At 63.8% G+C, this 13205-nt stretch carries 13 protein-coding genes; 10 read left to right on the forward strand and 3 right to left on the reverse strand.

Annotated elements, in window-relative coordinates:
* Nucleotides 1-55 precede the first annotated feature (55 nt).
* From OKW40_RS34775 to OKW40_RS34805, 7 genes are all read left to right on the forward strand, one after another.
* Complete coding sequence (locus tag OKW40_RS34775) at nt 56-1036, forward strand: quinone oxidoreductase family protein (protein WP_429493590.1); 981 nt, start codon at nt 56-58, stop codon at nt 1034-1036.
* A gap of 10 nt (nt 1037-1046) precedes the next feature.
* Nucleotides 1047-1895 carry a TauD/TfdA dioxygenase family protein gene (locus OKW40_RS34780; protein WP_429493591.1) on the forward strand — a complete coding sequence of 283 codons (849 nt, stop codon included), beginning with the start codon at nt 1047-1049 and terminating at the stop codon, nt 1893-1895.
* 18 nt (nt 1896-1913) lie between these two features.
* Nucleotides 1914-2480: an RBBP9/YdeN family alpha/beta hydrolase gene (locus OKW40_RS34785; RefSeq protein ID WP_187613938.1), complete on the forward strand. Its 567-nt coding sequence runs from the start codon at nt 1914-1916 to the stop codon at nt 2478-2480.
* 32 nt (nt 2481-2512) lie between these two features.
* The gene (locus OKW40_RS34790) at nt 2513-2869 is read left to right on the forward strand and encodes a Rieske (2Fe-2S) protein (RefSeq protein WP_184060600.1); all 357 of its coding nucleotides are present in this window, start codon (nt 2513-2515) and stop codon (nt 2867-2869) included.
* 50 nt (nt 2870-2919) lie between these two features.
* A complete protein-coding gene (locus tag OKW40_RS34795) occupies nt 2920-4545 on the forward strand; it encodes a 3-(methylthio)propionyl-CoA ligase (protein ID WP_187613937.1) in 1626 nt (541 codons plus the stop codon).
* Nucleotides 4546-4683: 138 nt separating this feature from the next.
* Nucleotides 4684-5829: a porin gene (locus OKW40_RS34800; RefSeq protein WP_429493592.1), complete on the forward strand. Its 1146-nt coding sequence runs from the start codon at nt 4684-4686 to the stop codon at nt 5827-5829.
* Between the two features lie 30 nt (nt 5830-5859).
* Nucleotides 5860-6237 carry a BON domain-containing protein gene (locus OKW40_RS34805; protein ID WP_187613935.1) on the forward strand — a complete coding sequence of 126 codons (378 nt, stop codon included), beginning with the start codon at nt 5860-5862 and terminating at the stop codon, nt 6235-6237.
* A 53-nt stretch (nt 6238-6290) separates the two neighbouring features.
* Here the strand turns inward: OKW40_RS34805 and OKW40_RS34810 are convergent, their stop codons facing one another.
* Nucleotides 6291-6734 carry a VOC family protein gene (locus OKW40_RS34810; protein ID WP_429493594.1) on the reverse strand — a complete coding sequence of 148 codons (444 nt, stop codon included), beginning with the start codon at nt 6732-6734 and terminating at the stop codon, nt 6291-6293.
* A gap of 297 nt (nt 6735-7031) precedes the next feature.
* On the opposite strand from OKW40_RS34810, the gene OKW40_RS34815 reads away from it, so the two are divergent.
* The 3 genes from OKW40_RS34815 (at nt 7032) to OKW40_RS34825 (ending at nt 10448) form a co-directional block, all read left to right on the forward strand.
* Nucleotides 7032-7823, forward strand: coding sequence for a DUF899 domain-containing protein (locus OKW40_RS34815; RefSeq protein WP_429493596.1), 792 nt, complete (start codon nt 7032-7034; stop codon nt 7821-7823).
* Between the two features lie 240 nt (nt 7824-8063).
* On the forward strand, nt 8064-8489 hold the full coding sequence (locus OKW40_RS34820; RefSeq protein WP_429493597.1) for a DUF1801 domain-containing protein: 426 nt from the start codon (nt 8064-8066) through the stop codon (nt 8487-8489).
* A gap of 225 nt (nt 8490-8714) precedes the next feature.
* Nucleotides 8715-10448: an IlvD/Edd family dehydratase gene (locus OKW40_RS34825; RefSeq protein WP_090809494.1), complete on the forward strand. Its 1734-nt coding sequence runs from the start codon at nt 8715-8717 to the stop codon at nt 10446-10448.
* Nucleotides 10449-10578: 130 nt separating this feature from the next.
* Here the strand turns inward: OKW40_RS34825 and OKW40_RS34830 are convergent, their stop codons facing one another.
* Nucleotides 10579-11634, reverse strand: a complete 1056-nt coding sequence (locus OKW40_RS34830; RefSeq protein ID WP_429352276.1) for a serine hydrolase domain-containing protein — start codon at nt 11632-11634, stop codon at nt 10579-10581.
* A 43-nt stretch (nt 11635-11677) separates the two neighbouring features.
* Nucleotides 11678-12970 carry an MFS transporter gene (locus tag OKW40_RS34835; RefSeq protein WP_429493598.1) on the reverse strand — a complete coding sequence of 431 codons (1293 nt, stop codon included), beginning with the start codon at nt 12968-12970 and terminating at the stop codon, nt 11678-11680.
* Nucleotides 12971-13205: the final 235 nt, after the last annotated feature.

Raw genomic sequence — 13205 nt, forward strand, 5'->3', positions numbered from 1 at the left:
GCTGGCGCAACGAATTCTGCAAAGTGCAGATCAAGTAAAGAATTGGAGAGTCAACATGGCAAAGGCAGTTCGCTTTCATGAAACCGGTGGTCCCGACGTGCTGCGCTACGAGGACGTCGAAGTGGGCAACCCCGGTCCCGGTCAGGTTCGCCTGCGCCATCAGGCAGTGGGCCTCAATTTCGCCGACACCTACTTTCGCAGCGGCCTGTATCCGGTACCGCTGCCCGCGGGGATGGGCGTGGAGGCCGCGGGCGTGGTCGAGGCCGTTGGCCCGGACGTCACGAAAGTCGCGGTGGGCGATCGTGTGACTTACACGGGCTTCCTCAACACGCTCGGCGCGTACAGCACCGAACGCCTGATTCCGGCCGCGCCGCTGATCCGGCTGCCCAATGCGATCGACTGCGAAACGGCTGCCGGCATGACCATGCGCGGGTTGACCTGCGCGTATCTGATGCGCCGCATTCACGACTTCAAGGCGGGCGACACGATCCTTCTGCATGCCGCCGCCGGCGGTGTCGGCCTGATCGTTTCGCAATGGGCGAAGCTGCTGGGTCTGACCGTGATCGGCACGGTTTCGAACGAGGCCAAGGGCGAGGTGGCTCGCGCGCACGGCTGCGACCACGTCATCAACTACAGCCACGAAGACGTCGCCAAGCGCGTGCGCGAACTGACCGATGGCGTCGGCGTGAACGTCGTGTTCGACAGCGTCGGCAAAGACACCTTCGAGGCCTCGCTCGATTCGCTGAAGCGCCGCGGTCTGCTGGTTTGCGTCGGCACGGCCTCCGGCCCGATCCCGCCGTTCAATCCGCAACTGCTGGCTATGAAAGGCTCGCTCTATCTGACCCGCCCGGCGCTGGCTGACTACATCGCCGACCCGGCCGAGAAGGACGAGCTTGCCGGCGAAATCTTCGGGCTCATCGCCTCGGGACGCATCAAGATCGAGCTGAATCAGCGCTATGCGCTCGAAGATGCCGCGCAAGCCCATCGTGATCTGGAGTCGCGCAAGACGACGGGTTCGTCGATCTTCGTCATCTAAGGAGCTAGCCATGCGAGTCGAACAACTGACGTGCTCGATCGGCGCCGAACTGATAGGGGTGAATCTCGCCCACGCCGTCTACGACGATGGCCTGTTTGCCCAAATCCGCTCGGCGCTGCTGAAGCACCGGGTGCTGTTCCTGCGCGACCAGGACATCACGCGTGCCGAACACGTGGCGTTCGCGCGCCGCTTCGGCGAACTGGAAGACCATCCGGTCGCGGGCAGCGATCCGGAAAATCCGGGCCTCGTGCGGATCTACAAGACCCCCGATCAGCCCAACGACCGTTACGAAAACGCGTGGCATGCCGACGCCACCTGGCGCGAAGCGCCGCAGTTCGGTGCCGTGCTGCGCTGCGTCGAGTGTCCGCCCGTCGGCGGCGACACGATGTGGGCGAACATGGTCGTCGCCTACGAGAAGCTGCCGGCGCACGTGAAGGCTCAGATCGCGGACCTGCGCGCGCGCCACAGCATCGAGGCGAGCTTCGGTGCCGCGATGCCGATCGAAAAGCGTCTCGCGCTGAAGGCGCAATTTCCGGACGCGGAGCATCCGGTCGTGCGCACGCATCCGGAAACGGAGGAAAAGGTGCTGTTCGTGAGCGCTTTCACGAGCCATTTCACGAACTTTCACACGCCGGAGCGAGTGCGCTTCGGGCAGGACGCGAATCCGGGCGCGGGCGATCTGCTGCGCTATCTGATCAGCCAGGCGTACATCCCCGAGTACCAGGTGCGCTGGCGCTGGCAGAAGAACAGCATCGCGATCTGGGACAACCGCAGCACGCAGCACTATGCGGTGATGGACTACCCGCCGTGCCACCGCAAGATGGAACGCGCCGGCATCGTCGGCGACAAGCCGTACTGAACTAGCAGGTAGCTTCCCATGAATTACGAATTGAAACCGACCATTCTGATGGTTCCGGGTCTGCGTGACCACGTCGCGGAGCATTGGCAAACCCTGCTGCAGCAACGGCTGCCGAAAGCGCTGTCGGTGCCGCCGCTCGAGCACGACAAGCTCAGTTGCGCGGCACGCGTCGCGGCGCTCGATGCCACGCTCGCGCGGATCGACGGCCCGGTCATTCTGGTCGCGCATAGCGCTGGCGTGATGATCACCGTGCATTGGGCGGCGCAGCACAAGCGCGAGATTCACGCTGCGCTGCTCGCGGCGCCCGCGGACCTCGAGACGCCGATGCCGGCGGGCTATCCGGAGCTGGATACGCTCGAGCAGAACGGCTGGCTGCCGATTCCGCGCAAGCCGCTGCCGTTTCCGAGCATCGTCGGCGCGAGCCGCAACGATCCGCTTGCGCGGTTCGAGAAGGTGCAGGAGATGGCGCAGGACTGGGGCAGCCGCCTCGTCGATCTCGGCGAAGTGGGGCACCTCAACCCTGCTTCGGGCTTTGGCGAATGGCCGATGGCGGAGACGTTGATTCGCCGCCTGGTACTGATGTGACGCGGCCCGCGTCGGATCAGAAGGAGTCTGGGATGTCGCGTCGGATCGTGGTGGGTGTTGCCGGCGAGCTCGCGCCGGGCCAGCGCAAGCTGGCCTTCATCGACGGCCGCAGCATCGTGCTGTTCAACATCGAAGGCTCGCTTCACGCCATCGACAACACATGTCCGCACAACGGGGCCGCGCTGTCGAGCGGCCAGCTGGAAGGCTGCATGTTGCGCTGTCCGGCGCACGGTCTGCGCTTCGACGTGCGCACGGGCTGCATGGCGGGAACAGGCGGATTGAGCGTGACGACCTTCCCGGTCGACATAGTGGATTCAAAGGTGGTGGTGAGTCTCGACGCGCCGAACGCGACGCCCTCGCAAGCGCGAGCCGGCAGCGCGGCAACGTAAGGCCGGGTAGGCCAGGCGCGAGACGCCACAACCAATCAGGAGACGGAAAGATGCAAGGCTTGATGATGCAGCAGTCGCTGCTGGTTTCCGCGCTGCTCACGCACGCGGAGCGCCATCACGGCGAACAGGAAATCGTGTCGCGACGCGTGGAAGGAGACATCCATCGTTATTCGTATCGGCACCTCGCGCAGCGCGCGCGCCGTATGGCCAACGCGCTGTCGACGCTCGGCGTCGGCCAGGGCGAGCGCGTCGCGACGCTCGCGTGGAACGGCTATCGCCACATGGAGCTCTATTTCGCGGTGTCGGGCTCCGGGTCCGTGCTGCATACGCTGAACCCACGACTGCACGTCGACCAGCTCGCGTACATCATCGAGCATGCGGAAGATCGTGTCGTGTTCTTCGACCTGACCTTTCTGCCGCTGATCGAGAGCGTCGCGCCCCGGGTGAAGAGCCCGAAAGTATTCGTGGCGATGACCGATCGCGCGCACATGCCGCAAGCGAACGACCTGAGCGGCATGCTGATGTGCTACGAGGATCTGCTCGAGCTGCACGACGACGTTTTCGAATGGCCGCTGCTCGATGAAAACAGCGCGTCGTCGCTGTGCTACACGTCGGGCACCACCGGCAATCCGAAGGGCGTGCTGTATAGCCATCGTTCGACCGTGCTGCACACCTACGCGGCGGCGCTGCCCGATTCGCTGAACTGTTCCGCGCGCGACGTGATCCTGCCGGTCGTGCCGATGTTCCATGTGAACGCGTGGGGACTGCCCTATATCGCCTGCATGGTCGGCGCGAAGCTGGTGTTTCCGGGGCCGGCGCTCGACGGCAAGTCGCTCTATGAACTGATCGAAACGGAACACGTGACGCTGTCGGCCGGCGTGCCGACGGTGTGGCAGGGACTGCTCACGCATGTCGATGCGATGGGCGGGACCTTCTCGTCGATGCGACGCACGGTGATCGGCGGCGCGCCGTGTCCGACCGCGATGACCGAGGCGTTCCAGAAGCGCCACCGGGTGGAGGTACTGCACGCGTGGGGCATGACCGAATTGAGCCCGATCGGCACGGTCTGCAGCTTCAAGGCGCATCAGCAGTCGCTGCCGATGGAGGATCAGTACAAGGTTCAGGCGAAGCAGGGACGCGCGCTGTTCGGCATCGACATGCGGATCGTCGACTCCAACGGTAATGAATTGCCGTGGGGCGGCGAGAGCGCTGGCGATCTGCAGGTGCGCGGTCACTGGGTCACGCAGCAGTACTTCGGCGCCGACGTCGAGTCGCCATTGTGCGACGGCTGGTTCCCGACCGGCGACATCGCGACGATCGACCGGCACGGCTTCATGCAGATCACCGATCGCAGCAAGGACGTGATCAAGTCGGGCGGCGAATGGATCAGTTCGGCGGCGATCGAAAACGTCGCTTATCTGCATCCGGAAGTCTCGACGGCAGTGTGTATCGCCGCACGGCATCCTAAGTGGGACGAACGGCCGCTGCTGCTGGTCGTGAAAAAGCCGGGCAGCGAGCTGACCAGCGACGAACTGCTGTCCTTCTTCAACGGCCGGGTCGCGCGCTGGTGGACTCCCGATGCAGTGGTGTTCGTCGACACGGTGCCTATCGGCGCAACAGGCAAGGTCCTGAAGAACCAGTTACGCGATCAGTTCGGCAACTACTACCTGCCCTGACGCACGGCTTTCGCAGCAACGCAGTTCGATTCACGCAACAACGCGACCGGGTACGCCCGGCGCACACAAAACCACCAACCATTTGAAGCGACCGCAGCATCGGCTTTTGCGCCACCGCCGGTACGCGAAGGAGACACAATGAAGTTGAAATCAAGCAGCGCTGTCGTGTTGGCCATTTTCGCCACCGCGGCTCATGCGCAGTCGTCAGTGACACTTTATGGCGTAGTCGATACGGGGCTGCTGTATCAGAGCACATCGGCCGCTACGTTTCTGCCGCACGCGCCGAACACGGGCAAAATTTATCAGCTGAAGGACGGCGGTATCTATTCGAGCTTCTGGGGTATGAAGGGAAGCGAAGACATCGGCGGCGGCTACAAGATCAACTTCAAGCTGCAGGGCGCGTTCAACACCACGAACGGCAAGTTTGGTCTGTCCGACACGCCGGGCACCACGGCGATCTTCAACCAGTTCGCGACGGTCGGCGCATCGGGGCCGTTCGGTACCTTCGACGCCGGCCGGCAGATCATTCCGATGATCTACGCGATGGCGGAAACCGACGTCCGCGGCGCGCAGTATTTCGGCAGTGTTCTGACCGCGTGGCTGGGCATCAATCAGGCGGCCGGCTGGCCTGGCACGAGCACGAACGCGCCGATCGGCGCGCTGTACGACAGCAACGCGCTCGTCTACAACTCGCCGAAATTCCATGGCGCGTCGCTCGCGCTCGAGTACGCGCCGGGCGGCGTCGCCGGTCAGTTCCAGGGCGGTACGCGCGAGTCGGCCGTGCTCAAGTATTCGAACTACGGTCTGAATCTGTCCGCGTTGTATTACAACGGCCACGATACCAACCCGTACCCGATCACCTACCCGGCGGCGCCCGCTATCCCCGCGACCGGGCTTGCGAACAACCGTTTCTACTATTTCGGTGCGTTGTACACGATCGCCGGATTTTCGGTGTCGGCCTCGTACGGCGCCGGCAAGAACCCGGCCCATACCAACACCGCGGACTTCGAAATGATCTCGGGGGGCCTCGGCTACCAGTTCAATCCGCGTTTCAAGATCACGTCCGGGTACTACTACCTGAAAGACAAGAACAACTCGGCGAACCATTCGGGCGAGTTCGCCGTGGGCGCGGAATACAACCTGTCGCAGCGCACCAAGGCTTACGCGCAGGTGGGTTATGTCAACAACAGGGGGACCATGAACCAGACCATCGTCTATGGCGCCCCGGTTGCGCCTGGCGTGTCCACCACGGCGGCCATGGTCGGCATCCGCCATAACTTCTGATTACGTCGCCTATAACAACTGGAGTATTCGATGAAAAGCATTCAGGCACGCGCGTTGGCGATTGCCATATTGATTCTGGCCGCGTCGAGCAACGCATGGTCGCAGTCGGGCCAGACGGCTAGTGCAGCTTCGGGCGCACCCGCGATGTCAGCTAGCGCAGCCGCTCCCGTCAGCTCGAGGCAAGCCAATCGCGCGCTGCGTCGGCAGGTGTATGCCGCGATCGGCAAGCACAAGGAGATCAGCGCCGGCAATATAAGCGTCATCGCAAAAGGCGGCGCGGTGACGCTGAGCGGCACGGTCACCGACGCTTCCCAGATCAATCAGGTCGCGGAGATCGCGAAGGGTGTTCCGGGGGTGACTTCGGTGACCAACAAGCTCACGGTGGAAAAGCCGTTCGGCGGGATGTAAAAAGAGCTCACGCATCGGGGGATTAAGCGCGAGGAGCCCAATATAACAATCCACTAGCTGTCGAACAGCGCCGTGTAACGGCGCTGCATCTCTTCAGGCGTGAGCGCTTCGATCTGCGCGCCGAGCATCCATTCGTGGCCGAACGGATCGCGCACGGTCGCCGAGCGCTCGCCATAAAAATGATCGGTTAGCGGGCGGACCACGGTTGCGCCCGCTGCAACCGCTCGTGCGAACAACTGGTCGACGTCGTCGCAGTGGATATGCAGCAGCACACTCGGCCGAGTGTCGCCGGTCGGTCCGAGCATGTCGTGCTCGGGATATTCATCGGACAGCATCACGGTCGCGGGACCGATCTTCACTTCGGCATGACCGATGCGGCCGCCTGGCTCGGTCAGGCGAAACTGCTCGACGCCGCCGAATGCCTGCGCGTAGAACTCGATAGCCCGTGCGGCGTTGCGCACGCGCAGATAGGGGTAGACCTCGTGGATCGCGTTCATCGTCACCTCCGGGTGGTGGGCGAATATGGGTTGCCGGACATAATAGTCTGCGCCGATCCGCTAAGCGGTCGCTTGGCTACCCACGGGATTCCATCGCCTTTTGACCAACGATGAATCGAGGTCGCTAGCGCTGCTCCTTCTGAATCAAGCCGCACCTGAATCGCGTCACATTTGTCACTCCCACCATTCGATGTCCGGCGGCCTAAACTACCCCATCATCAGCAGCGAGCGATGCCCGGTGAGCGAATCGCCTTCCGACCCGAACGCACAGGACATCGCTCAAACCCGGAGGTCACGATGACGACGATCAAGTCACCTGAGAAACGTGGGAAAGATGGACAGCCTGCCATGAAGACACCACCGATTGTGTCGCGGCAAGAGTGGGAGGCCGCGCGCGAGCAGCTGCTCGTCAAGGAGAAAGCCTTGACACGTGCCCGCGACGCGCTGGCCGCTGAGCGACGGCGGATGCCATGGCTTGCCGTGGATAAAACGTATGCGTTCGACGGGCCGGAAGGCAGGGTAAGCCTGCTCGACCTGTTCAGCGGCCGCCGCCAGCTGGTCGTCTATCGCGCCTTTTTCGAGCCCGGCGTGCACGGGTGGCCAGAGCATGCGTGCATTGGCTGTTCCCTGGGGGCCGATCAGATCTCCCACCTTGCCCATTTGCACGCTCGCGACACTACGCTTGTGTACGCGTCCCGCGCGCCGCAAGCCGATATCGCGCGGCTGAAGACCCGGATGGGCTGGGAGATGATCCCCTGGTACACCATCACCGACAGTTTCGACGCCGACTTCGGCGTGGACGAATGGCATGGCCACAACGCGTTCATCCGGGACGGCGAGCGGGTGTTCCGAACGTACTTCATTAACGGGCGTGGGGACGAGGCGATGGGCACGATCTGGAGCTACCTTGACATGACGGCGCTCGGGCGGCAGGAGACGTGGGAGGATTCGCCGGAGGGCTACCCGCAGAGCCGACCGTACAAGTGGTGGAACTGGAACGACACTTACGTCCCCGGCGCGGCTCCCGATCCGAAGTGGGTCGAGGTGTCAGATGCCGGAGAGGCTGCGTTTCGGAAACGCGACGACTAGCGCCTGACGAATCATCGATCGTTGTCGTTTCTCCGGGTGACTCACTTCGAGCGTAGAGTTTCGAGGTGAAATCTGAGTCTAGGTCCCCGGATGCGAATGAGCAGTATCGCGGTACGTTCGATGTTTGAAATCGCGTCATCCGCCAGCCACGAATCCAGGCGGAGATTACAATGACAGAGTCGTTACGGCATCCTATCGGTTCAACCGCTTCGTTTCCCCGCTTGCGAGGGCCGCACTCCGATGAACGCATCCGAACGTATCGACGAACTGATCACGGGACTCACCGACTGGCGCGGCGCGACCTTCGCTCGCATCCGTCAATGCATGCTCGCGGCGGACCCGGCGATCGTCGAGGAATTCAAGTGGATGGGTAGTCCGGTCTGGTCGCGCGAGGGCATGATTGCGGTCGCCAACGCGCACAAGGGTAAGGTCAAGCTCACCTTCGCGCATGGGGCGGGCCTGGCCGACCCGGACGGCTTGTTCAACGCGGGCCTCGAAGGCAACGCGCGGCGCGCTATCGACTTCTTCGAGAGCGACGGGGTCGATGAGCGCGCACTGAAAGCGCTGGTGCGCGCCGCGATCGACTATAACCAGAATCATCTGAAGACGAACACGCGCGGCGCACTACCGAAAGCCCGCCGTAAGCAGGCGTCCGGCGACGCCTGAGGCCGGCGCAGTCTGCTCGCCAGCCCCGCTGCGCCGCCACCCCCGGCGGATCGATACCAGAACTGATATCGATAGGACCCAAAATATGATTGGAAAGATATCAACTCGCTCCGTACACTTCACCATCCCTGGACACTGAGCGGCAACCTTGCGCCGTAGCGCCGGGCGGGCCGCTTCGGTCAAATTGGCCGGTGAGGGTCCCGGCACATGCATCAAGGACCTAGTATGTCGGAAAAAAAGCGGAAATTGCGCTCGGCCGAGTGGTTCGGCACGGCTGACAAGAACGGCTTCATGTATCGAAGCTGGATGAAGAATCAGGGCATTCCCGATCATGAGTTCGACGGGCGTCCCGTGATCGGTATCTGCAACACGTGGTCCGAGCTGACGCCGTGCAACGCGCACTTTCGCAAGCTTGCCGAGCACGTGAAGCGCGGCGTCTATGAAGCGGGCGGCTTCCCGGTCGAGTTCCCGGTGTTTTCCAACGGCGAATCGAATCTGCGTCCGACCGCGATGCTCACGCGCAATCTCGCGGCGATGGATGTCGAGGAGGCGATCCGCGGCAATCCGATCGACGCGGTGGTGCTGCTGACCGGCTGCGACAAGACGACCCCCGCGCTGCTGATGGGCGCGGCGAGCTGCGACGTGCCGGCGATCGTCGTGACCGGCGGCCCGATGCTGAACGGCAAGCTCGACGGCAAGAACATCGGCTCTGGCACCGCGGTGTGGCAGCTGCACGAATCGCTGAAGGCCGGCGAGATCGATCTGCATCAGTTCCTGTCGGCCGAGGCGGGCATGTCGCGCTCGGCGGGCACCTGCAACACGATGGGCACCGCGTCGACGATGGCCTGCATGGCCGAGGCGCTCGGCACGTCGCTGCCGCACAACGCGGCGATTCCCGCGGTCGACTCGCGCCGCTACGTGCTTGCGCATATGTCGGGAATCCGGATCGTCGAAATGGCGCTCGAAGACCTGAAGCTGTCGAAGATCCTCACGCGCGAGGCGTTCGTCAACGCGATTCGCGTCAATGCGGCGATCGGCGGCTCAACCAACGCGGTGATTCATCTGAAGGCGATCGCGGGGCGCATCGGTATCGATCTTGATCTCGACGACTGGGTGCGCATCGGCCGCGACACGCCGACGATCGTCGACCTGATGCCGTCGGGCCGTTTCCTGATGGAAGAGTTTTATTACGCGGGCGGCCTGCCGGCCGTGCTGCGCCGGCTCGGCGAAGCGAACCTGCTGCCGCATCCGGACGCGTTGACGGTCAACGGCAAGTCGCTGTGGGACAACGTGAAAGATGCACCCAACACCAACGACGAAGTGATCCGTCCGCTCGACAAGCCGCTCGTCGCCGATGGCGGCATCCGCGTGCTGCGCGGCAATCTCGCGCCGCGCGGCGCGGTGCTGAAGCCGTCGGCGGCGACCCCCGAATTGCTCAAGCATCGCGGACGCGCGGTCGTGTTCGAGAACCTGGAGCACTACAAGGCGCGCATCGTCGACGAGACGCTCGACGTCGACGCGAATTCGGTGCTGGTGATGAAGAACTGCGGGCCGAAGGGTTATCCTGGCATGGCCGAGGTCGGCAACATGGGCCTGCCGCCGAAGCTGCTGAGGCAGGGCGTGAAGGACATGGTGCGCATTTCCGATGCGCGCATGAGCGGCACCGCCTACGGCACCGTGGTGCTGCACGTGACGCCGGAAGCGGCGGCCGGCGGCCCGCTCGCCGCGGTGCAGGACGGCGACTGGATCGAGCTCGATTGCGACGCGGGCACGCTGCACCTCGATGTCAGCGACGCGGAACTCGAGCGCCGTCTCGCGCAGCATGTGCCGCCCCAGCCGCCGGAAGGTGGCGGCTACCGGCGCCTGTATATCGATCACGTGCTGCAGGCCGATGAGGGTTGCGACCTCGACTTCCTCGTGGGGTGTCGAGGTTCCGCGGTGCCGCGGCATTCGCACTGACGCGCCGTTGCAACGGCAACGGCTCGGCCCATGACCGTGCGGGCGATGCATTCGTGCATCGCCCGCATTTTTTTATGACCTGTGGTTGGCGTTCGCGGCGCAACTGCCTTGGATGGTGCGCCGCAAATGGCTATTGGCCGAGGTTGTCGACCGCGTCGAGCACGAGTCCGAAGAACTCGTTCGCCGCGGCCGGATTCAGCCAGCGCACGACCACCGTCATGCGCCGCTCCGGTTCGACCCACGTGAACGAACTGCCTGCGCCGACACCGAAATAGCTCGACTCCGGCACGTTCGGGAACACCTTGCGCCCGGTGTTGAGCCACACGAGGTAGCCATAGAACGGCGCGATCGCGCACGGCGTGCGCATGCGCGCGATCCATTCGGACGACAGCACGCGCTGGCCGTTCGCTACGCCGTCGTTGAGCAGCATCTGTGCGACCTTCAACTGATCGTTCGCGCTGACCGACATGCCGCCGCCCCAGTGCGTGCCGCCCGGCACCGACTGCATGCGTCGCCCGTCGATTTCGACCCACGCGTTGTCGTAGCCGACCCATTGCCAGTTTTCGCTCGCGCCCGAAGGCCGCATGATCGCTTCGCGAAACACCTCGGGCAGCGGCTGACGGAACAGATGCAGCAGCGCGAGCGAGAACTGGTTGATGCGGACGTCGTTGTATTCCCAGTACGTGCCCGGCCGTTGCGGCGGACGCAGATCGCCTTTTTTGCCGTCGGGCGGCGCGGCGAAATTGACCGCACGGTAGTGATCCGCCTGATCCGACAAACCGAAGTACGTGCCGCGCCATTCGCTCGTTTGCTGCAGTAGATGCGCCCAGCTGATCGGCGCGTTGTGTTCGTCGTCGAAGCCGATGTCGGGTACGCGCACGCGCACCGGTTCGTCGACGTCGGGCAACAGGCCGCGATCGTGAGCGACGCCGGCCAGCAGCGCGAGGTACATCTTCGCGACACTGAAGGTCAGGTCGGCGCGATCCGGTTCGCCCCAGCTCGTCAGCACGCGGCCGTCGACGGCGATCGCGCCCGACACCGGCCCGCGATCATGCACGGGACCGAGCAGCCTGTTCCACGGCGGCGGGTCGTTTACGTGCACACCCCATGCGCCACCCACATGGCGGTCCCAAAGCGATTCATGATTCACCGCGAACTGCACGGCTTGCTGCAAACGGTCTTGCATGGATAAGTTCCTGTCGGTTCAACGAAGCCCGCGAGGCAGAGACTCAGCGTGCGTGCAGTCGCACGCGTGCCCACATCACGGTGAAAAGGCTGAGCACGGCCGCGAGCATCAGATAGAGTCCGGGCGCGAGATTATTGCCGGTCGCCGCGATCAGCGCGGCAACGGCGAGCGGCGTGAAGCCGCCGAACACGGTGGTGCCGATGTTGTAGCCGAACGCCATGCCGGTCGTGCGCGTGCGGGTCGGGAACAGCTCGGACATCAAGGCCGGAATCGGCGCGAAGTAGGTCGCCTTCAGCAACGCGACCCACGTGACCGCGGCAAGCAACGAGCCGAGCGACGGGCGCGCGTTCATCAGCACGAAGGCGGGATACACGGTCGCGAAGAACAGCACGCCGGCGCCGAGCATGATGCGCACGCGGCCCACCTTGTCGGACAGATGACCGACGACCGGCGTGAGCATCATCATGATCAGACCGGCCGCGAGCGTCGCGATGAAGCCCGACGACGGTGCGAGTCCGAGCTGCCGCGCCGCGTAGGTCGGCATGTAGAGCAGCATGTAGTTGGCCGTGGTGGTCAGCACGAGCACGCCGATCGACACGAGCACCCGTTCCTTTTGCGTCGCGAGCAGTTCTCGCACCGGCGCGGCGGATTTTTCCGCGCGCTCGAACTCCGGCGTTTCGTCGATGCGGCGGCGAATGTAAAGCCCGACCGGACCGATCAGCATGCCGAACAGGAACGGAATGCGCCAGCCCCAGCCTTCGAGTTGCGCGGTCGTCAGCGTGCTCGTCAACACCGCGCCGAACAGCGACGCCAGCACCGTGCTCGCGCCCTGGCTCGAGAACTGCCAGCTCGCCATGAAGCCTTTGCGCTCCGGCGCATGTTCGATCAGAAACGCGGTCGAACTGCCGAACTCGCCGCCCGCCGAGAATCCCTGCAACAGCCGCGACGCAAATACGCCAATCGGCGCGAGCACGCCGATCGCCGCATACGACGGCATCAACGCGATCATGCTGGTGCCGAGCGTCATCATCGCAATCGATAGCGTCAACGATGCCTTGCGGCCTTTGCGGTCGCTGAACGAGCCGAGCGCGAGCGCGCCGATCGGTCGCGCGAGATACGACAGCGCGAAGGTGCCGAGGGTGAGCAGCAGCGATACGGTGCGGTCGTGCACCGGAAAAAACGTGCGCGACAGCACGGCCGCGAAGTAGCCGTACACGACCAGATCGTAGAACTCCAGTGCGTTGCCGATCGAGGTCGCGAGAATCAGCCGCGATACGCTCGAGCGCGAAGTGTGCCGCGCGAGCGCGTCGGCGGCGGTGACGGAGTCCATGCTCATGACGAAATCCTCTGGCGGCATTGGGAGGCGCGCCGGCAGTGTCGCGTGAGCGGCGCGGGCGCGAGATCGAAGCGTGTGACCCGATGTTGGGGTGGACGATATTTATAGACAATTACAATATTTGGCAGATATCGTTGCCGAAACGGCAAAGCGGAATCGAGCTGACCCAGCTATTCGATATCGCATGCAGTCTCGAAGGCCTCGCGTTCGATCCGGCGTTGCTCGACTGATTTCG

Source organism: Paraburkholderia sp. RAU6.4a (genome assembly GCF_050435625.1).
Taxonomy (GTDB): Bacteria; Pseudomonadota; Gammaproteobacteria; order Burkholderiales; family Burkholderiaceae; genus Paraburkholderia; species Paraburkholderia tuberum.

Coding starts and splice junctions, on each gene's coding strand:
- OKW40_RS34775 (WP_429493590.1), top strand. CDS start 56: ATGGCAAAGGCAGTTCGCTTTCATGAAACCGGTGGTCCCGACGTGCTG.
- OKW40_RS34780 (WP_429493591.1), top strand. CDS start 1,047: ATGCGAGTCGAACAACTGACGTGCTCGATCGGCGCCGAACTGATAGGG.
- OKW40_RS34785 (WP_187613938.1), top strand. CDS start 1,914: ATGAATTACGAATTGAAACCGACCATTCTGATGGTTCCGGGTCTGCGT.
- OKW40_RS34790 (WP_184060600.1), top strand. CDS start 2,513: ATGTCGCGTCGGATCGTGGTGGGTGTTGCCGGCGAGCTCGCGCCGGGC.
- OKW40_RS34795 (WP_187613937.1), top strand. CDS start 2,920: ATGCAAGGCTTGATGATGCAGCAGTCGCTGCTGGTTTCCGCGCTGCTC.
- OKW40_RS34800 (WP_429493592.1), top strand. CDS start 4,684: ATGAAGTTGAAATCAAGCAGCGCTGTCGTGTTGGCCATTTTCGCCACC.
- OKW40_RS34805 (WP_187613935.1), top strand. CDS start 5,860: ATGAAAAGCATTCAGGCACGCGCGTTGGCGATTGCCATATTGATTCTG.
- OKW40_RS34810 (WP_429493594.1), bottom strand. CDS start 6,734: ATGAACGCGATCCACGAGGTCTACCCCTATCTGCGCGTGCGCAACGCC.
- OKW40_RS34815 (WP_429493596.1), top strand. CDS start 7,032: ATGACGACGATCAAGTCACCTGAGAAACGTGGGAAAGATGGACAGCCT.
- OKW40_RS34820 (WP_429493597.1), top strand. CDS start 8,064: ATGAACGCATCCGAACGTATCGACGAACTGATCACGGGACTCACCGAC.
- OKW40_RS34825 (WP_090809494.1), top strand. CDS start 8,715: ATGTCGGAAAAAAAGCGGAAATTGCGCTCGGCCGAGTGGTTCGGCACG.
- OKW40_RS34830 (WP_429352276.1), bottom strand. CDS start 11,634: ATGCAAGACCGTTTGCAGCAAGCCGTGCAGTTCGCGGTGAATCATGAA.
- OKW40_RS34835 (WP_429493598.1), bottom strand. CDS start 12,970: ATGAGCATGGACTCCGTCACCGCCGCCGACGCGCTCGCGCGGCACACT.